Below are 18,044 nucleotides of genomic sequence, written 5' to 3'. Positions count from 1 at the left end.
CCTCGCCACAGGTGTTAGTGCCAGCCAGCAGGCCGGGGCAATCTCACGGGATCGTGTGAACCTAAGCCTCCCACCCCGCACCACTGACCGCCGCCTGCGCCAACGGGTGCAAATCCGCCCCTTGATGTTCTGTCTGCCAGGCCAGCAATTCCTTGCGCATGCCCGGCGTCCAGTACATCTGCAGGTGATTACGCACACCGAGCACGGCCGCTTGCTGGTCCGGTTCGGTGGCGAAATACAGGGCGATCTGGTTGACCATCTTGATCAGGTTCTCCGTACTCATCGGCGCACCTCCGCTTTGGCGCCACGGGCATGCCGGCGTTCCTTGAGCAGACGGTCCTGTTCATCACTGAAGGCCTGATAGCGTTTTTGCCACTCGGAAGGGTGGTAGACGCGGCTGACTTCCACGGCCGTGACCTTGTACTCCGGACAGTTGGTAGCCCAGTCGGAGTTGTCGGTGGTGATGACGTTGGCCCCCGATTCCGGGAAGTGGAACGTCGTGTACACCACGCCCGGCGCGACCCGCTCGGTGACCCGCGCACGCAGTACGGTCTGACCGGCGCGGCTGCCGATGCCGACCCAGTCGCCTTCGTTGATGCCTCGGCTCTCGGCATCGGTCGGGTGGATTTCCAGGCGGTCTTCATCGTGCCAGGCGACGTTTTCGGTTCGCCGTGTCTGAGCGCCGACGTTGTACTGACTGAGGATGCGCCCGGTGGTCAGCAGCAGGGGATAACGATTGTTGACCTTCTCCTCGGTGGGCACATACCCGGTGAGCATGAAGCGCCCTTTGCCGCGCACGAACTGATCGATGTGCATGGTCGGCGTGCCGTCCGGCGCCGCGGCGTTGCACGGCCATTGCAGGCTGCCGTGGCTGTCGAGTGCGGCGTAACTGACGTTGGTGAACGTCGGCGTCAGGCTGGCGATTTCATCCATGATTTGCGACGGATGCGTGTAGTTCATCGGGTAGCCCAAGGCGTTGGCCAGCGCCACTGTGCCTTCCCAGTCAGCCTTGCCGCCCAGCGGCTCCATGACCTTGCGCACCCGCGAGATACGCCGCTCGGCGTTGGTGAAGGTGCCGTCCTTTTCCAGGAACGAACTGCCCGGCAGGAACACATGGGCGAACCTGGCGGTTTCGTTGAGGAAAATGTCCTGCACCACGATGCATTCCATGGCCGACAGGGCTGCGGTGACGTGCTGGGTGTTCGGGTCGCTCTGGGCGATGTCTTCGCCTTGGCAATACAGGCCTTTGAAACTGCCGGCCAGCGCCGACTCGAACATATTCGGGATACGCAGGCCCGGGTCGGGTTGCAAGGTGACGTTCCAGGCCTGTTCGAACTGCGCCCGTACCACTTCGTTGGAGATGTGCCGGTAACCGGGCAATTCGTGGGGGAACGAACCCATGTCGCAGGAGCCCTGGACGTTGTTCTGCCCACGCAGCGGGTTCACGCCCACGCCTTCGCGGCCGATGTTGCCGGTGGCCATGGCGAGGTTGGCGATGCCCATGACCGCAGTGCTGCCCTGGCTGTGTTCGGTGATGCCCAGGCCGTAGTAGATCGCCGCATTGCCGGCACCGGCATACAGGCGAGCGGCGGCGCGGATATCGGCAGCGGCGACGCCGCAGATCGGGCCGAGCACTTCCGGCGAGTGTTCCGCGCGGCTTACGAACTCGCTCCAGCGAGCAAAATCGCTGCCCTCGCAACGGGCGTCGATAAAGGCCTGATCGAGCAAGCCTTCGGTGACGATGACGTGAGCCAGTGCGTTGAGCATGGCGACGTTGGTGCCCGGGCGCAGGGCCAGGTGCAGTTCGGCGCGGGCATGCACCGCGTCCACCAGATCAATGCGCCGTGGGTCGATGACGATCAGGCGTGCGCCTTCACGCAGGCGGCGTTTGAGTTGGGAGGCGAACACCGGGTGGGCGTCGCTGGGGTTGGCGCCCATCACCAGAATCACGTCGGCCTGCATCACCGAGTCGAAACTTTGGGTGCCGGCGGATTCGCCCAAAGTTTGTTTCAGCCCATAACCGGTCGGCGAGTGGCAGACCCGCGCACAGGTGTCGACGTTGTTGTTGCCGAACGCAGCGCGCACCAGTTTTTGCACCAGGTAGGTTTCTTCGTTGGTGCAACGGCTGGAGGTGATGCCACCAATGGAATCGCGGCCGTACTTTTGCTGCAACCGACGGAATTCGCTGGCGGCGTAAGTCACCGCTTCATCCCAGCTGACTTCCTGCCACGGGTCGTTGATGTGTTTACGGATCATCGGCTTGGTGATGCGATCCGGGTGGGTGGCGTAGCCCCAGGCGAAGCGTCCTTTGACGCACGAGTGACCATGGTTGGCCTGGCCATTCTTGTCCGGAACCATGCGCACCAGCTGGTCGCCTTTCATCTCGGCGCGGAACGAGCAGCCCACGCCGCAATAGGCGCAGGTGGTGATCACGCTGTGCTCCGGCTGACCCAGTTCGACCACGCTTTTTTCCATCAGCGTCGCAGTAGGGCAAGCCTGCACACAGGCGCCGCAGGACACGCATTCGGAGTCGAGGAAGTTATCGCCACCGGCCGCCGCCACCCGGGATTCAAAACCGCGTCCGGTAATCGTCAGGGCAAAGGTTCCCTGGGTTTCTTCGCAGGCACGCACGCAGCGGTTACAGACGATGCACTTGCTCGGGTCGTAATCGAAATAAGGGTTGGAGGTGTCCTTGACGTCGGCCAGATGGTTCTCGCCTTCATAGCCGTAACGCACTTCCCGCAGGCCGACCTGACCGGCGACGGTTTGCAGCTCGCAGTTGCCGTTGGCCGAGCAGGTCAGGCAGTCCAGCGGGTGATCGGAGATGTACAACTCCATGACATTGCGACGCAGGGTCGCGAGCTTCGGCGTCTGGGTGTGCACGGTCATGCCTTCGGTGACCGGCGTGGTGCAAGACGCGGGATAGCCGCGCATACCGTCGATCTCCACCAGGCACATGCGGCAGGAGCCGAAGGCTTCCAGGCTGTCGGTGGCACACAGTTTCGGAATGGTCGTGCCCATCAATGCGGCGGCGCGCATCACCGAAGTGCCTTCCGGCACGCTGATGCTGCGCCCGTCGATGCTCAGGGTTATCTGCACGTCGCTGTCGCGGGCCGGGGTGCCCAGATCAATGTCGGTTTTCGGGTCGAAGAGGGTAATCATTGGTCGGCCTCCGAAGATTGCAGACCGAAGTCGGCGGGGAAGTACTTGAGGGCGCTGACCACCGGAAAGGGGGCCATGCCGCCCAAGGCGCACAGCGAACCGTATTGCATCGTGTCGCACAGGTCCTTGAGGATGATGACCTGCTCATCGCGACCACTTTGGTCCGGCGCGGCCAACAGACGGTCGATCACCTCCACGCCGCGGGTCGAGCCGATACGGCACGGCGTGCATTTGCCGCAGGATTCCTCGGCGCAGAACTGCAGGGCGAAACGCGCCATTTGCGCCATGTCCAGGCTGTCGTCCGCGACCACCACCCCACCGTGACCGAGCATCGCGCCGATGCCCGCGAAGGCTTCGTAATCCAGCGGCGTGTCGAATTGCGACGGCGGCACCCAGGCGCCGAGCGGACCGCCGACCTGCGCGGCTTTCAGCGGTCGGCCACTGGCGGTGCCACCGCCGTAGTCTTCCACCAGTTCGCGTAGGGTCAGGCCAAAGGCCCGTTCCACCAGACCGCCGTGAAGAATATTGCCCGCCAACTGGAAGGGCATCGTGCCCAGGGAACGGCCCATGCCGTAATCGCGATAGAACTGCGCACCCTTGGCCAGAATCAGCGGCACCGAGGCCAGGGTCAGCACGTTGTGCACCAGCGTCGGCAGGCCGAACAGGCCCTTCAGCGCGGGAATCGGTGGCTTGGCGCGAACGACCCCGCGTTTGCCTTCGAGCGAATCCAGCAACGCGGTTTCCTCACCGCAGATGTAAGCGCCGGCCCCGACACGCACTTCCATATCAAAAGCCAAGCCGCTGCCGCCGACATTGGCCCCGAGGTAACCGTTGGACCGGGCAATCTCCAGCGCCTCGTTCAGCGTGGCGATGGCTTGTGGATATTCCGAGCGCACATAGATGTAGCCGTAGCTGGCGCCGACGGTGATGCCGGCAATGGCCATGCCTTCGATCAGCAGGAAGGGGTCACCTTCCATCAACATGCGGTCGGCGAAAGTGCCGGAGTCGCCTTCGTCGGCGTTGCACACAATGTATTTCTGCGCCGCCTGGGTGGCGCGTACCGTGCGCCACTTGATCCCGGCGGGGAACGCTGCGCCGCCACGGCCACGCAGGCCGGAATCGAACACTTCCGTTGCGGTTTGATCACCGCCAACGGTCACGGCTCTCGTTAAACCTTCGAAACCGCCATGGGCCCGGTAATCGTCCAGCGACAACGGCCGGGTAATACCAGCGCGAGCGAACAACAGGCGTTGTTGAGATTTCAGATAGGGCAATTCTTCCACCAGACCCAAGGCCAGTGGGTGCGAGGACGGGTCGCCTTGCAGCGCATCGAGCACCGACGGCACATCGCTAGCGGTCAGCGGGCCGAAGCCGATTCGGCCTTGCGGGGTGTCCACTTCCAGCAAGGGTTCCAGCCAATACAGGCCGCGAGAACTGGTGCGTTGCAGGTCCTGACCGGCAAGGGCCGACGCCACCGCATCGGCACCCACGGCTCGGGCAAGAGAATCACAGGATAGATAGAGGCTCATGCGTCCTCCCGGCAAGCGTCGAGCAAAGCATCGAGACGCTCGGCACTGAGCCGCGCATGCACCTGACCATCCAGCTCCAGCGCCGGCGAACAGGCGCAGGCACCGAGGCAATACACCGGACGCAAACTGATGCTGCCGTCGGCGCTGCTGCCGTGATCATCCAGTTGCAGGCGATCACGCAACTGCGCGGCGAGCTGCTCGGCGCCACGACTCTTGCACGACTCAGCCCGGCACAACCGCAGGATATGCCGGGCCGGCGGCGCGGTACGGAAGTCATGGTAAAAGCTGATCACCCCGCGAACCTCGGCCTGACTCTGGTTGAGCGCGTGGGCAATCTCGGGGATGGCGGCATCGGGGATGTAACCGATACCGGCCTGAATCTCATGAAGGATGGGCAACAGTGCACCCGCAGAGCCTTTGTGGCGCTCCAGCACGCTGTTGACCATAGGCAATTGCAACATCTCATCAGGCATACAGCATTCCTCACGGTCACGGACAAACCAGGTGGTTGTCGGTCGTCCGAAAGTGTCGGCTGCGGCATTCACACCACGTCACGGTATCGTGGCATTGTCAGGCCGTTGGCCAGGGCACCCTGAGCGGGCATCTTGTTGTGCCCGATACGGTCTTCGCCGCACCTCTATTGGGCATAAAGGGCAGCTTGCCACGCTGCTATTGATCGAACTGCACCAAAGCGACGTGTTCGGTTCTGCCTACGACTCTCCAGTAAGTCTAGAAGAGCACAAAGCCAAGCGTTTGCTTACCGAATATCTTTCAGATACGCCTTGAGTACGATGAGCGGGCGATCCACCTCGCTTGTGCCAAGCTGAAGGGTGTTGAAGCGCCGAGCATTCGATTGCCGGTCAGGCAAACCCCCAAAGGGCCCATAACATGAACATCGCTCATGCAGCACACGTCCGTCGAGAATTCTATAAAGCCGTCAGGTTCTACTTTCGCGTTGTCTGGCCGATTTTTTCCATCCTGCTGTTTTTGATCGTGCTGTTCGGTCTGATCATCAGCTATCTGGAAGGATGGGGGCCTTTTGACGGTATCTACTTCGCGTTCGTGACCGGCCTGACCATCGGTTATGGCGATCTCGTCCCGAAACTGGCCGTCTCACGGGTGCTGGCGGTTTTGCTGGGGTTTAACGGGGTGCTGATGACGGCAATATTTGCGGCGATCAGCATTCGGGCGATTGAAAATGCGGTGCGGGCGACAGACCACCTGGAGTAGGGGACGTGGCGGCGTAGTGGGAAATGCGCTATGAAACCCTGCTCGCGATGTTCATTTGAAAACAGGGAAAGACTGATGATTGATTTCAACAACAAAGGATTCTTCAAGCTCAAGCAAAACGACGAATACGCCGCACGCGTTTCCGACCTTTTGATCGACGGCGAGCACGTCATCGACGCTTATAAGTCCATGCGCGACGGCGTGGTGTTCACCAACAAACGCATCATCGCCGTCAACGTCCAGGGCCTCACCGGCAGCAAAAAAGACTTCACCTCATTACCCTACAAAAACATCGTGGCGTACTCGGTGGAAACCTCTGGCACGTTCGACCTGGACTCCGAACTGGAGGTTTATTTCTCGTCGCTGGGAAAAGTGAAATTCGAATTCACCGGCAGGACATCCATGGTCGAAATCTCAAAACTGATCTCCCAGCACTTGCTCTGACCCCAACACGAAAAAGCCCCGAAAACTCGGGGCCCCAACTGACTAAACACACATCCAATGTGGGAGCGAGCCTGCTCGCGAAAGCGCCAGACCAGCCACCATCAACGCTTAAAGCTAGCCACTACTTCCCAGCCTCAGCCTCAGCCTCCGCCCGCTTAGGTGTCGGCAAAAAACCAGTGTTTTATGTGGCGTCGGCGTAGACATGATAATCAGGCTTCGACAGCATCAATCCCAATCGCGCCCGATCCTCTGGTGCTGGCTCAGTCCGGCATTACGTTCGGGCCTTCTTGTTTCTGAAACATGGAAATTGGCTTAACCGCCCCCTGTGGGAGCGAGCCTGCTCGCGAAAAACTCAAGGCAACCATCACTCCCACTGAATGCCCCAGCCCGCGACCAAACCCGCCCCTACATGCGTTACGCCTGACGTCTAAAAACCAGAAGCTACTCTTCAACCTCCGCTGCCTGCTTCGACATCGGCGCAACCTTCCGATCCCGCGTTAGCACCTTCACCGCATCATCAACCACCGCCTTACTCATCGCCGTCAAATAATGCGCGGCCCAAGAGTGGCGGTCGGTGTCTGTGGCGTACGCGGCATCTTCATTCAGCTTCTTGGCGAGGAAGAGAAAGTCAGAAGCCATGGCCAATGCATCGCCCAGGGGAACGCCGCGAGTGACGTGGAAAAGCGGTTGATCGGCGCAGTAAATGGCGGGGGTTAGGCCGATGGTTTTTAGCTCTGATTGATCGGTCATTTGCCACCTCCAGTGAGGGAGAGGCGGTGGGCGAGGGTGGATGGTGGGGCGATACGCAACTGGGAGTCGCGTTGAGGGAAAAGCCAAATTTTGTACGTATCCATACAGCGCATTGTGAAGCTCCTTAATTTTTAAGAGCTGCCACAATTCGTTACCAAGCGAATGGGTGGCAGCTGTGCGCAGGTTGGTAAACCGGGAAATCAAGGAAACCGGCACGTCCGAAGACGTCCCACGCACAGCCGCCATAACGCAGATCGCAGGCGAAAAAAAAGCGCCTGCGAACGCATAGCACTGTTGCGCAGTGATTTACCTCGGGTTACCAAGCCCGGCCGCTGAATCGGCAGCGACGGTGGGAGGGTATCGTGCAGGTCATTTTCCTGCAACCTCCGAGAGCGGTGGGTGATTATGTGGTCAATCACTGTGGATATTCTGGTGATGAGGGCTCGGTGGTGGGCAGGGAAGGAAAGGCGTACTTGCGTCATGAAACGCGCTGAAACAGTTCAATACCATCTGTCTGTAGGTTACATATTTGCGCTTCGGGTCGTTGCGGATTTACCTCATAATCCGCGCTTCTGCCGTCGGTAGCTCTGCTTCTCTACTAATCTGTAGTCGCTGCAACCCGACCTTAAACAGCCAAGGAGAAAGGCAATGCCAGATAACCGGACCCCGCGTCATTCGGCTGCATCTGCAAAGGATGCTCTCGAGCGTTTGCTGGCCCCATCTGATTTGCCTGCGACCCTATGAGCCAAGCCGCCTTAGTCAATCCAAGCCTGCTCACATGGTCTCGTGAGCGCGCAGGTCTCTCCACTGCGCAGGTTGCTAAAAAGCTGCCAGTGAAACCTGATCGAGTAGAGGAATGGGAGGCTGGCGAGACCAAACCAACATTCCTTCAGGCTCAAAAGTGGGCGAGTCTCGCTCACATCCCTTTTGGCTTCTTGTTTCTTCCGCGCCCGCCTGTCGAACAACTGCCTTTACCTGATCTTCGGACCGTCGGTGGTATTGCGCCTCAACGTCCCAGCCTGGAATTGTTGGACACTGTCAGGGACTCCATGCGTAAGCAGGACTGGTACCTGGAGTATCTGCAATATCAGGAGCATCAGCCGCTGGCATTCGTCGGTCGCTTCAACAGCCAATCTCGAGTCGCAGAGGTGGTGGACGATATTCGCCGGACGCTCGGCGTGAACCCTGACGCTGCTCGATTGGATTACGACAAATACAGCCGTGCCTTGATAGAAGCTGCAGAAGCGGCTGGCATTTTGGTTATGCGCAGTGGCATTGCGCTAGGAAATACTCATCGCAAACTTGAAGTCAGCGAGTTCCGGGGTTTTGCCATCAGTAATACCTACGCCCCCGTGGTATTCGTCAACAGTTCCGACGCTCCCACCGCCAGACTGTTCACCTTACTTCACGAACTGGCCCATATCTGGATTGGTAGCAGTGGAGTGTCTGACGGAAATACCGCCAATGGTCGAGATGAGGAGCGATTCTGCAATGCAGTTGCAGGTGAGTTTCTGGCTCCCGAAGCGCAATTTCGTGCCCTGTGGAACCCTGATGTTAACTGGGAAGACAATTTAGCTCCGCTAGCCACTCGGTTTCACATCAGTAGATTGGCGATCGGTCGCCGCGCATTGGATCTTGGATATATAAGCCAAGCTCATTACAGCGCTTACTATCTAAAGATCTTCAAGGCTTTCCAGGATGAAAAAGGTGGAGCGGGTGACTATTACCGTAACGCCACCGCGAAAAACAGCCCTCGCCTAAGCAAGGCAGTGCTGACTGAAGCAATGAGTGGCCGGATGCTGCTGCGCGAGGCGGGACACTTGCTCGGCGTGCAACCTGCCAAGTTAAGGACGCTTGCCAGTAAGATCACGGAATGAATTATTTACTAGACGCTAATACACTGATCGAAGCAAAAAATCGATATTACGGGATGACTATCTGTCCTGGGTTTTGGCAATGGTTATTGCTGAAAAATGAAGCGTTAGCTTTATCTAGCATCGCCCCCGTAATGGATGAGTTGACCAAAGGGAATGACGAACTCGCTGATTGGGCGAAGGAGAACGCTGGTTTCTTCCACAACACCACCGATGACTCTACGCAAGAAGCATTCGCTCAAGTGGCAGGGCTTGTGGCTGATCAGGCGCCGAGAATGAAGATAGGTGCCATGGAAGAGTTCTTAGCGGGTGCGGACCCTTGGCTAATTGCAAAGGCTTTGACGACAGGTGCGACGTTAGTAACTCACGAAAGGCTGAATCGCGACGCAAGACGAAAATTCATCATTCCTAATATTTGCGAGCAGCTTAACGTCTCTTTTTTGAATACGTTTGAGTTGCTGCACAAGCTTGAAGCCAGGTTTGTGCTGCTTGTTTAAATGAAATTCGAACTGAAATGCCAAGCGATTCAGCGCTAATGTGAATTGCCTGTTACTCAAAAGTGACTTCCAAACATTTTGCCTGGCTATAGCGGCGGACAGCCCCGGAAGAATTCGGGCCGCCCGCCCCGTGAGTTCATCGCTGCAATGTAGGAGCGAGCTCACGAAAAACGCAAGCCAGCAACCACAACTGCTGTGCGGCCCTTAGGGCTGCCAATCAACCCGGTCATAAAATGGATTTCAAACAGTTTTGCCAAGCTCATGAATTCAATATCAGCAAATGCGCGGTAAATTTAGCTGGTGGCAGCTTCACGATGACGGAGCTAAAAACGTCACCTGTCGAATTCTTGAACTTGGCGGAAGACGATTTTGAACGGGGCGGTCTGTCTGCGCTTGTTAACGCAATGACCAATTCAAAGCGCGCGATTATCTGTCAGATAGATCAGCTACTGATTTCTTTTGGTTACCAGTCGCTTAGATGGAATGTACCGAAAAAACTAGAGCGATTGCGAGCGCTTGGCCTGTTGGCACCAAGTCTGTTACGCAAAATAGTGGATGTGCGGAATATTCTTGAACATGAATACAAAATCCCTGACTTTGAGTTTGTAGAGGACTCGCTGGATATCGCGAGTCTTTTTGTAATGTCTGCTTCTGCTATGTTCATTCCGTTCGAGGATGTATTGGAGTTTTCACTACCTGAGTCAACTTGTAGGGGAAGCTCTGTTACGCACATCAATGTCGGGTTGTGTAGAGAGCCTCGAGGTGTTTTTTACAAGGTCTATGCGTATGAACCCGACGAAAATTCCGGTCGATGCGTTGATCAGTGTGAGATTCCATCAGGGCATATACTTTTCGAGGCCATGGTGAAGCTTTCCGCGTCTTTGATGCTTCGATACAAGGTCGAGCAAGCTTTTGAAAGTTTTGATAAGGCCTATGCACAGGTATGAAAGGAGTTTTGGAAAAGGAACAGATTGATCATCCACGCACTCGGGTTAAGTAATGCCTGTCAGCTCACCACGATCCCTGTGGACGCGAGCCTACTCGTCAAATCCGTCAGGCCGGTTCCCCAATGCACCACCACTGTACTGCAACTTCATCGTCAGGTTGAGTTACGTCATGCCCGTGCTCGATGAAATTCGCTGGTGACTGCAACGCGAGAACTTGACTGATCCGCTCTGGCATTAGAGCGTTTGTTTCACCAAGAAAACCCAGATAATAGTCCCTGTCATAGAAGACGGTGACCTCGCTCTGATGAACCCATGGCCACACCACCAGGCAAGCGACCCGGTAGTAACCTTGTGAGTGGTCAGCAGCGTTGGACAGGTGGCTAGCGGCTTCGAGCAGTTGCTGAATGCAGAAGGCTTGAGCTTCGATCCTGGCTTGAGGACCTTGAACCAAGGCCGCATGCACCGGGATCTTCCAGTGTGTATAGCGCTCCATGTGGGCGGATCGCGGGTAAAACTCATCGCGAAAGCTGGAGGCCCAGCGCTCCAGAGCGCGAAGGCGGCGGGGAATGCCTCTGAGTGGTTTGTTGCTGAGGGCGATTTGCCGCATTGATACGTCCTTGTGGTGCCGAAAAAATCTTTCGTTGTTGTCAGTTGGGGCAATGGATAAGTGGCAGGTCCATTCTCACTTCAACCATACCCCTGCCAGTATCAGTAGGTGTGAAGGGGCTCCAACCCAATCATTACTGAATGTCTTTAAGATAATCCTTAAGCGCGAAGAGCGGCTCTTCAAGCTGATCCATCGACTGCGCAGTGCTGAAATCAGCTGACAACCTGTGCAGCTCCCGTCCCAGTGGCGTATGAATTCCGCCTAAAGCGTCCATCGCCAAACTAACGCAGCGCGCCACCCGAAACTGAATCCCCTTAATATCTCCCCGGCGCACCAACAACCCAAAAACCTCGCGCTCATAATCACTCATGATTGGATCATCCCGCAGAATCGGGCTTTCACCCTCTCGCTCATAAGCAAGCTTGAGGCAGAACAGGGCGACGGTTTCCAGCAGCAGTTCCATGGGGTGAATCCTTGAGAGGGGGCGTACCGGCCAAGAATACGAAGATCAAAAGCTCGCAGCCTTCGGCAGCTACTACACGACAGCGGTAAGCAAGCTCACTTTTCTGTAGGCGAAAAAAAAGGCCTTGCTAAGCAAGACCTTTCTTAATTTGGTGCCCCGAGGGAGACTCGAACTCCCACTCCTTTCGAAAACGGATTTTGAATCCGCCGCGTCTACCAATTCCGCCATCAGGGCTCAATGGCGGCGAAGTATAGAGATGAGATTACCGTCGGTCAATCAGGTACATAGAGAATTTTCACTATTTCGGCTAGACTTCCGGCCCCTGCTAGACGAACCCCATCATGCGCGTTGCTGACTTTACTTTCGAACTCCCTGATTCGCTGATTGCTCGCCACCCTTTGGCCGAGCGTCGCAACAGTCGCCTGTTGACCCTTGATGGGGTCAGCGGCGTCCTGGCACACCGTCAATTCACCGATTTGCTCGAGCATTTGCGCCCGGGCGATTTGATGGTGTTCAACAATACCCGGGTGATTCCGGCGCGGCTGTTTGGCCAGAAGGCTTCCGGCGGCAAGCTGGAAATCCTGGTGGAGCGCGTGCTCGACAGTCATCGCGTGCTGGCGCATGTGCGGTCCAGCAAGTCGCCGAAGCCGGGTTCGAAGATCCTGATCGATGGCGGTGGCGAGGCCGAGATGCTGGCGCGGCACGATGCGTTGTTCGAGCTGGGGTTTGCCGAAGAGGTGTTGCCGCTGCTCGACCGCGTCGGGCACATGCCGCTGCCTCCTTATATAGACCGCCCGGATGAAGGCTCGGACCGCGAGCGTTATCAGACGGTGTACGCCGAGCGCCTGGGCGCGGTGGCGGCGCCGACGGCGGGGCTGCATTTCGATCAGCCGCTGATGGAGGCGATTGCCGCCAAGGGCGTCGAGACGGCGTTCGTGACCTTGCACGTCGGCGCTGGCACGTTCCAGCCGGTGCGCGTCGAGAAGATCGAAGATCACCACATGCACAGCGAATGGCTGGAAGTCGGCCAGGACGTGGTCGATGCCGTCGCTGCATGCCGCGCTCGTGGTGGTCGTGTGGTGGCGGTGGGGACCACCAGCGTGCGTTCCCTGGAAAGCGCCGCGCGCGATGGTGTGCTCAAGCCGTTCAGTGGCGACACCGATATCTTTATCTACCCGGGCCGGCCGTTTCATGTGGTCGATGCCCTGGTCACCAACTTTCATTTGCCCGAATCCACGCTGTTGATGCTGGTTTCGGCGTTCGCCGGTTATCCCGAAGCGATGGCCGCTTATAAAGCGGCTGTCGAGCATGAATACCGCTTTTTCAGCTACGGTGATGCGATGTTTATCACCCGTAACCCCGCACCACGTGGCCCTGAGGACAAAGAATGAGTCGCCAAAGTCGTATGTCGTTTGAGTTGCTTGCTACCGACGGCAAGGCTCGTCGCGGTCGTTTGACCTTCCCGCGCGGTACCGTCGAGACCCCGGCGTTCATGCCGGTGGGCACGTATGGCACCGTCAAGGGCATGCTGCCGCGGGATATCGTCGCGACCGGCGCGGAGATCATTCTGGGCAACACCTTCCACTTGTGGCTGCGTCCTGGCACTGAAGTGATCAAGAAGCACGGCGACCTGCACGATTTCATGCAGTGGAAAGGCCCGATTCTGACCGACTCCGGTGGTTTCCAGGTGTTCAGCCTGGGCGCGATGCGCAAGATCAAGGAGGAGGGCGTGACCTTCGCTTCTCCGGTCGACGGCGCCAAAGTGTTCATGGGCCCGGAAGAGTCGATGCAGGTTCAGCGTGACCTGGGCTCGGACATCGTGATGATTTTCGACGAATGCACCCCGTACCCGGCCGACGAAGACGTCGCACGGATTTCCATGGAGCTGTCGTTGCGTTGGGCCAAGCGTTCGAAAGAAGCCCATGGCGACAACACGGCGGCGCTGTTCGGCATCGTTCAGGGCGGCATGCACCAGGATCTGCGCATGCGCTCCCTGGAAGGCCTCGACAAGATCGGCTTCGATGGCCTGGCCATCGGCGGTCTGTCGGTGGGCGAGCCCAAGCACGAGATGATCAAGGTGCTGGATTACCTGCCGGGGCAAATGCCGGCTGACAAACCTCGTTACCTTATGGGCGTTGGCAAACCGGAAGATCTGGTTGAGGGTGTGCGCCGCGGTGTGGACATGTTCGATTGCGTGATGCCAACCCGTAATGCCCGCAATGGGCATCTGTTCATTGATACAGGCGTGCTGAAGATCCGAAACGCGTTCCATCGCCATGATGATTCGCCGCTCGATCCGACCTGCGATTGCTATACCTGCCAGAACTTCTCCCGCGCTTATCTGCATCACCTGGACAAGTGCGGCGAAATGCTGGGGAGCATGCTCAATACCATCCATAACTTGCGTCATTATCAAGTGCTTATGGCTGGTTTGCGCGAGGCTATTCAACAGGGTACATTGGCCGCCTTTGTCGATGCCTTCTACGCCAAACGCGGGTTACCTGTTCCGCCTTTGGACTGAGTTTTCTGACCCCAAGATTCAACATTTGCAACTGGAGTGCTAAATGAGCTTTTTTATCTCTAATGCCATGGCTGACGCTGCTGCACCGGCAGCTGCCGGCCCAATGGGTGGCGGTTTCGAGTGGATTTTCCTGGTCGGTTTCCTGGTCATCTTCTACCTGATGATCTGGCGTCCACAGGCCAAGCGCGCCAAAGAGCAGAAGAACCTGCTGAGCAGCCTGCAGAAAGGCGACGAAGTTGTGACCACCGGCGGCATCGCCGGCAAGATCACTAAAGTGGCTGATGATTTCGTGGTTCTGGAAGTTTCCGACACCGTCGAAATGAAGTTCCAGAAAGGCGCCATTGCCGCCACGCTGCCAAAAGGCACGCTAAAAGCGATCTAAGTTTCAACTTCTACTCAATCGACGGGGCGCGCAAGGCGCCCCGCGTCATAAGCGGGCGGCGTGATGCTGAACAAATACCCTCTGTGGAAATACATTCTGATCCTGGCGGTGCTGGCGGTCGGTCTGATTTATTCCGCTCCCAATTTATATCCTGATGACCCGGCCATTCAGGTCAGCGGCGCAAGCACTGCGCTGCAAGTCACTCAGGCTGATCTGGATCGTGTGAGCGCTGCGCTCAAGGAATCCGGGATCAACGTCAAGGCAGCCACGCTGGCGGCCAATGGCAAGGGCGGTCTGATTCGTCTGACCAAGGCTGAAGATCAGCTGCCGGCCAAAGACGTCGTGCGCAAGGCACTGGGTGATGACTACGTCGTCGCGCTGAACCTGGCACAAACCACCCCGCAATGGCTGCGCAGCCTGGGCGCGCACCCGATGAAGCTGGGTCTGGACTTGTCCGGTGGTGTGCACTTCCTGCTGGAAGTGGACATGGACAAAGCCCTCGACGCACGCTTGAAAGTGTACGAAGGCGATGTAAAGAGTCTGTTGCGTAAAGAGAAACTGCGCTATCGCAGCCTGCCGCAACTCAACGGTGCCATTCAGCTGGGCTTCGCTGATGAAGCTTCCCGCGAACAGGCCCGCGCACTGATCCGCAAGAACTTCAACGATTTCGACATTGTTCCGGCCGACCTCAATGGTCAGGCGGTGCTGCGTCTGGCGATGACCCCGGCCAAGCTGGCGGAAATCCGTGAATACTCCATCAAGCAGAACTTGACCACGGTACGTAACCGCGTCAACGAGCTGGGTGTTGCCGAACCGATCGTTCAGCGTCAGGGCGCCAACCGCATCGTGGTTGAGCTGCCGGGCGTGCAGGACACCGCAGAAGCCAAGCGTATCCTCGGCAAGACGGCCAACCTTGAGTTCCGTCTGGCCGCTGAGCCGGGCGCTTCGAAAGCCACTTCCGAAAGCTTCGAGTTCCGTGAAGGCAATCGTCCACCGGCACAGATCGAGCGTGGCCTGATCATCACCGGTGACCAGGTGACTGACGCCAAGGCCGGCTTCGGCGAGCACGGCACGCCAGAAGTGAACATCCGTCTGGATGGTCACGGTGGCGAGCTGATGAGTCGTGCGACTCGCAGCAACGTCGGTCGCAGCATGGCGGTGATCTTCATCGAGCAGCGCCCGGTCACCACGTACACCAAGCAAATGGTCAACGGCGTCGAGAAAGACGTTGCGGTCCAGACGTTTAAAGAAGAGAAGAAGATCATCAGCCTGGCGACCATCCAGTCGCCGCTGGGTGCTCAATTCCGTATCACTGGCCTGAACGGTCAGGGCGAGTCGTCCGAACTGGCGCTGCTGTTGCGTGCCGGTGGTCTGGCTGCACCGATGTACTTCGCTGAAGAGCGCACCATTGGCCCGAGCCTGGGTGCCGACAACATCACCAAAGGTATCGATGCATCGCTGTGGGGCATGCTGTTTGTCTCGCTGTTCATCATCGCCATCTACCGCTTCTTCGGCATCATCGCCACCGTCGCACTGTCGGTGAACATGGTGCTGCTGCTGGCCTTGATGTCGCTGCTGGGTGCAACGCTGACCCTGCCGGGTATCGCCGGTATCGTATTGACCATGGGTATGGCGGTCGACGCCAACGTTCTGATCTTCTCGCGGATTCGTGAAGAGATCGCGGCGGGCATGACCGTGCAACGGGCAATCAACGAAGGCTTCGGCCGGGCATTTACTGCGATTCTCGACGCCAACCTGACAACGTTGCTGGTCGGCGGGATTCTCTTTGCGATGGGCACAGGTCCAGTCAAAGGCTTCGCAGTGACCATGTCCCTCGGGATCTTTACCTCGATGTTCACGGCCATCATGGTGACCCGCGCGATGGTCAACCTGATCTTCGGCGGTCGTGACTTCAAGAAGTTGTGGATTTAAGGGGCTGCCATGTTACGTACAATCAACTTCATGGGCGTTCGCAACGTTGCGTTCGGCGTCACATTGTTCCTTACCGTGCTGGCTTTGTTCAGCGTCGCCACCAAGGGCATGAACTGGGGCCTGGACTTCACCGGCGGTACGCTCATCGAGCTGACCTACGAGCGTCCGGCCGATGTCACCAAGGTGCGTGAGCAGCTGGTCACTTCGGGTTATCACGAGGCAATCGTGCAGAGCTTCGGTGCGACTACCGATTTGCTCGTGCGTATGCCGGGTGAAGACCCGCAGCTGGGCCATCAAGTGGCAGAAGCGCTGCTGAAAGTCGGCGGCGACAACCCGGCGACGGTCAAGCGCGTCGAGTTCGTCGGCCCGCAGGTGGGTGAAGAACTGCGCGACCAGGGCGGCCTCGGCATGCTGATGGCGCTGGGCGGTATCCTGATCTACCTGGCTTTCCGCTTTCAGTGGAAGTTCGCGGTCGGTGCCATCGTTTCGCTGATCCACGACGTGATCGTGACCATCGGTATCCTGTCGTTCTTCCAGATCACCTTCGACCTGACGGTGCTGGCGGCGGTACTGGCGATCATTGGTTACTCGCTCAACGACACCATCGTGGTATTCGACCGGGTTCGTGAGAACTTCCGTGTACTGCGCAAGGCCAGCCTGATCGAGAACATCAACATCTCGACCACGCAAACCCTGCTGCGCACCATGGCGACGTCGATCTCCACCTTGCTGGCGATCGCGGCCCTGCTGTTCTTCGGTGGCGACAACCTGTTCGGCTTCTCCATTGCCCTGTTTATCGGTGTTCTGGCGGGTACTTACTCGTCGATCTACATCGCGAACGTGGTGCTGATCTGGCTGAACCTGAGCAGCGAGGACTTGATTCCTCCTGCGGCCACTGACAAGGAAGTCGACGACCGTCCATAACGGCCATCGCTCCTCCAGCTGTCAGCCCAAAAAGTCGCGAGTTGAACTCGCGCCTTTTTTTATGCTCCAAGGCTGGGAGAAGCGCGGGCTTTGCCCGCATGTGATGGTCAGGAGGTTCATGTGAACAAGTCGTTGCTGGTTGGTGCGGTATTGGGTGCTGTCGGTGTAACAGCCGGGGGTGCTGTTGCCACCTACAGCCTGGTTAAAAGCGGCCCTGAGTATGCGCAAGTGCTAGCCGTTGAACCGGTCAAGACACAAATCAAGACGCCACGTGAAGTGTGCAAGGATGTAGCAGTAACCCGGCAAGCGCCGGTGAAAGATCAACACCAGATCGCCGGTACGGTGGTCGGTGCATTAGCCGGTGGTTTGCTGGGTAACCAGATCGGCGGCGGCACCGGCAAGAAGATTGCCACGGTCGCAGGCGCTGTCGGTGGTGGTTATGCGGGCAACAAGGTTCAGGAAGGCATGCAAGAGCGTGACACCTACACCACGACTCAGACTCGCTGTAACACGGTGAATGACATCAGCGACAAGGTTGTAGGCTACGACGTTCGTTATTCGCTGGATGGCAAGGAAGGCAAGGTGCGGATGGATCGTGATCCGGGTAACCAGATTCCGGTCGACAAGGAAGGCAAGCTGGTCCTGTCGCAGAACGAACAGGCTCACTAAAAAACTGCAATTCAGATTCAAAAAGAAGCACCCGGATGGGTGCTTTTTTTGTGCCCACGATTTGTGCCTCACCACCGTCCCTTGTGGGAGCGAGCCTGCTCGCGAAAGCGGTG

General features: G+C 57.9%; 18 protein-coding genes and 1 tRNA gene. 11 read left to right on the top strand and 8 right to left on the bottom strand.

The features are described from left to right. Positions 1 to 61: 61 nt before the first annotated feature. From FHL16_RS22840 to FHL16_RS22825, 4 genes are read right to left on the bottom strand one after another with little or no spacing between them, the layout of a single operon-like run. Entirely contained in the window at positions 62 to 283 is a 222-nt protein-coding gene (locus FHL16_RS22840; RefSeq protein WP_077749354.1) for a formate dehydrogenase subunit delta, read from the bottom strand. Next, positions 280 to 3,162 (bottom strand): formate dehydrogenase subunit alpha, encoded by a 2,883-nt coding sequence (fdhF, locus tag FHL16_RS22835; RefSeq protein ID WP_077749353.1) that lies wholly within the window; start codon positions 3,160 to 3,162, stop codon positions 280 to 282. The genes FHL16_RS22840 and fdhF overlap by 4 nt, the downstream gene beginning before the upstream one ends. Further along, complete coding sequence (locus FHL16_RS22830; RefSeq protein WP_077749352.1) at positions 3,159 to 4,691, bottom strand: formate dehydrogenase beta subunit; 1,533 nt, start codon at positions 4,689 to 4,691, stop codon at positions 3,159 to 3,161. Before FHL16_RS22830 ends, fdhF begins: the two co-directional genes overlap by 4 nt. Next, on the bottom strand, positions 4,688 to 5,164 hold the full coding sequence (locus FHL16_RS22825; protein ID WP_010457990.1) for a formate dehydrogenase subunit gamma: 477 nt from the start codon (positions 5,162 to 5,164) through the stop codon (positions 4,688 to 4,690). Before FHL16_RS22825 ends, FHL16_RS22830 begins: the two co-directional genes overlap by 4 nt. Positions 5,165 to 5,579: 415 nt before the next feature. On the opposite strand from FHL16_RS22825, the gene FHL16_RS22820 reads away from it, so the two are divergent. Both FHL16_RS22820 and FHL16_RS22815 read left to right on the top strand, forming a co-directional pair. Continuing rightward, complete coding sequence (locus FHL16_RS22820) at positions 5,580 to 5,921, top strand: potassium channel family protein (RefSeq protein ID WP_077749351.1); 342 nt, start codon at positions 5,580 to 5,582, stop codon at positions 5,919 to 5,921. Positions 5,922 to 5,996: 75 nt separating this feature from the next. Beyond that, positions 5,997 to 6,365, top strand: coding sequence for a PH domain-containing protein (locus FHL16_RS22815; RefSeq protein WP_010457986.1), 369 nt, complete (start codon positions 5,997 to 5,999; stop codon positions 6,363 to 6,365). A 441-nt stretch (positions 6,366 to 6,806) separates the two neighbouring features. Here FHL16_RS22815 and FHL16_RS22810 read toward each other — a convergent pair whose 3' ends face one another. Continuing rightward, positions 6,807 to 7,115 (bottom strand): DUF3077 domain-containing protein, encoded by a 309-nt coding sequence (locus FHL16_RS22810; protein WP_077749350.1) that lies wholly within the window; start codon positions 7,113 to 7,115, stop codon positions 6,807 to 6,809. Positions 7,116 to 7,855: 740 nt separating this feature from the next. Between FHL16_RS22810 and FHL16_RS22805 the strand changes: the two genes are divergently transcribed. The 3 genes from FHL16_RS22805 (at position 7,856) to FHL16_RS22795 (ending at position 10,433) form a co-directional block, all read left to right on the top strand. Further along, positions 7,856 to 8,992, top strand: a complete 1,137-nt coding sequence (locus tag FHL16_RS22805) for an XRE family transcriptional regulator (protein WP_077749349.1) — start codon at positions 7,856 to 7,858, stop codon at positions 8,990 to 8,992. Further along, a complete protein-coding gene (locus tag FHL16_RS22800; RefSeq protein ID WP_077749348.1) occupies positions 8,989 to 9,486 on the top strand; it encodes a DUF4411 family protein in 498 nt (165 codons plus the stop codon). The genes FHL16_RS22805 and FHL16_RS22800 overlap by 4 nt, the downstream gene beginning before the upstream one ends. A gap of 233 nt (positions 9,487 to 9,719) precedes the next feature. Continuing rightward, on the top strand, positions 9,720 to 10,433 hold the full coding sequence (locus FHL16_RS22795; RefSeq protein ID WP_077749347.1) for a hypothetical protein: 714 nt from the start codon (positions 9,720 to 9,722) through the stop codon (positions 10,431 to 10,433). A gap of 106 nt (positions 10,434 to 10,539) precedes the next feature. On the opposite strand, the gene FHL16_RS22790 is transcribed toward FHL16_RS22795, so the two are convergent. The 3 genes from FHL16_RS22790 to FHL16_RS22780 all read right to left on the bottom strand — a co-directional run bounded on the left by FHL16_RS22790 (position 10,540) and on the right by FHL16_RS22780 (position 11,737). Further along, a complete protein-coding gene (locus FHL16_RS22790) occupies positions 10,540 to 11,040 on the bottom strand; it encodes a DUF3916 domain-containing protein (RefSeq protein ID WP_077749346.1) in 501 nt (166 codons plus the stop codon). 133 nt (positions 11,041 to 11,173) lie between these two features. Further along, positions 11,174 to 11,503, bottom strand: a complete 330-nt coding sequence (locus FHL16_RS22785) for a hypothetical protein (protein WP_077749345.1) — start codon at positions 11,501 to 11,503, stop codon at positions 11,174 to 11,176. A 149-nt stretch (positions 11,504 to 11,652) separates the two neighbouring features. Continuing rightward, positions 11,653 to 11,737, bottom strand: a tRNA-Leu gene (locus tag FHL16_RS22780). Between the two features lie 107 nt (positions 11,738 to 11,844). Here FHL16_RS22780 and queA point away from each other — a divergent pair. From queA to FHL16_RS22750, 6 genes are all read left to right on the top strand, one after another. After that, positions 11,845 to 12,894, top strand: a complete 1,050-nt coding sequence (gene queA, locus FHL16_RS22775; RefSeq protein WP_077749344.1) for a tRNA preQ1(34) S-adenosylmethionine ribosyltransferase-isomerase QueA — start codon at positions 11,845 to 11,847, stop codon at positions 12,892 to 12,894. Positions 12,895 to 12,908: 14 nt separating this feature from the next. Next, complete coding sequence (gene tgt, locus FHL16_RS22770) at positions 12,909 to 14,024, top strand: tRNA guanosine(34) transglycosylase Tgt (RefSeq protein WP_010457900.1); 1,116 nt, start codon at positions 12,909 to 12,911, stop codon at positions 14,022 to 14,024. A 43-nt stretch (positions 14,025 to 14,067) separates the two neighbouring features. Continuing rightward, entirely contained in the window at positions 14,068 to 14,406 is a 339-nt protein-coding gene (gene yajC, locus FHL16_RS22765) for a preprotein translocase subunit YajC (protein ID WP_007916913.1), read from the top strand. A gap of 63 nt (positions 14,407 to 14,469) precedes the next feature. Next, on the top strand, positions 14,470 to 16,338 hold the full coding sequence (gene secD / locus FHL16_RS22760; protein WP_077749343.1) for a protein translocase subunit SecD: 1,869 nt from the start codon (positions 14,470 to 14,472) through the stop codon (positions 16,336 to 16,338). A gap of 9 nt (positions 16,339 to 16,347) precedes the next feature. After that, complete coding sequence (secF, locus tag FHL16_RS22755) at positions 16,348 to 17,262, top strand: protein translocase subunit SecF (protein ID WP_010457895.1); 915 nt, start codon at positions 16,348 to 16,350, stop codon at positions 17,260 to 17,262. 120 nt (positions 17,263 to 17,382) lie between these two features. Then, complete coding sequence (locus FHL16_RS22750; RefSeq protein ID WP_010457893.1) at positions 17,383 to 17,931, top strand: glycine zipper 2TM domain-containing protein; 549 nt, start codon at positions 17,383 to 17,385, stop codon at positions 17,929 to 17,931. The last annotated feature ends 113 nt before the right edge of the window (positions 17,932 to 18,044 follow it).

The sequence above is a fragment of the Pseudomonas sp. FSL W5-0299 genome (assembly GCF_005930655.1).
Taxonomy (GTDB): domain Bacteria; phylum Pseudomonadota; class Gammaproteobacteria; order Pseudomonadales; family Pseudomonadaceae; genus Aquipseudomonas; species Aquipseudomonas mandelii.
Note: the sequence above shows the minus strand (reverse complement) of the source record. Positions and strands in the feature narration are given on the sequence as shown.

Excerpts from the sequence above, each read along its gene's own strand:
- yajC (WP_007916913.1), top strand. The coding sequence starts at position 14,068 with ATGAGCTTTTTTATCTCTAATGCCATGGCTGACGCTGCTGCACCGGCA.
- FHL16_RS22825 (WP_010457990.1), bottom strand. The coding sequence starts at position 5,164 with ATGCCTGATGAGATGTTGCAATTGCCTATGGTCAACAGCGTGCTGGAG.
- FHL16_RS22820 (WP_077749351.1), top strand. The coding sequence starts at position 5,580 with ATGAACATCGCTCATGCAGCACACGTCCGTCGAGAATTCTATAAAGCC.
- FHL16_RS22795 (WP_077749347.1), top strand. The coding sequence starts at position 9,720 with ATGGATTTCAAACAGTTTTGCCAAGCTCATGAATTCAATATCAGCAAA.
- fdhF (WP_077749353.1), bottom strand. The coding sequence starts at position 3,162 with ATGATTACCCTCTTCGACCCGAAAACCGACATTGATCTGGGCACCCCG.
- secD (WP_077749343.1), top strand. The coding sequence starts at position 14,470 with ATGCTGAACAAATACCCTCTGTGGAAATACATTCTGATCCTGGCGGTG.
- FHL16_RS22800 (WP_077749348.1), top strand. The coding sequence starts at position 8,989 with ATGAATTATTTACTAGACGCTAATACACTGATCGAAGCAAAAAATCGA.
- FHL16_RS22840 (WP_077749354.1), bottom strand. The coding sequence starts at position 283 with ATGAGTACGGAGAACCTGATCAAGATGGTCAACCAGATCGCCCTGTAT.
- FHL16_RS22790 (WP_077749346.1), bottom strand. The coding sequence starts at position 11,040 with ATGCGGCAAATCGCCCTCAGCAACAAACCACTCAGAGGCATTCCCCGC.
- FHL16_RS22785 (WP_077749345.1), bottom strand. The coding sequence starts at position 11,503 with ATGGAACTGCTGCTGGAAACCGTCGCCCTGTTCTGCCTCAAGCTTGCT.
- FHL16_RS22805 (WP_077749349.1), top strand. The coding sequence starts at position 7,856 with ATGAGCCAAGCCGCCTTAGTCAATCCAAGCCTGCTCACATGGTCTCGT.
- FHL16_RS22815 (WP_010457986.1), top strand. The coding sequence starts at position 5,997 with ATGATTGATTTCAACAACAAAGGATTCTTCAAGCTCAAGCAAAACGAC.
- FHL16_RS22830 (WP_077749352.1), bottom strand. The coding sequence starts at position 4,691 with ATGAGCCTCTATCTATCCTGTGATTCTCTTGCCCGAGCCGTGGGTGCC.
- tgt (WP_010457900.1), top strand. The coding sequence starts at position 12,909 with ATGTCGTTTGAGTTGCTTGCTACCGACGGCAAGGCTCGTCGCGGTCGT.
- secF (WP_010457895.1), top strand. The coding sequence starts at position 16,348 with ATGTTACGTACAATCAACTTCATGGGCGTTCGCAACGTTGCGTTCGGC.
- queA (WP_077749344.1), top strand. The coding sequence starts at position 11,845 with ATGCGCGTTGCTGACTTTACTTTCGAACTCCCTGATTCGCTGATTGCT.
- FHL16_RS22810 (WP_077749350.1), bottom strand. The coding sequence starts at position 7,115 with ATGACCGATCAATCAGAGCTAAAAACCATCGGCCTAACCCCCGCCATT.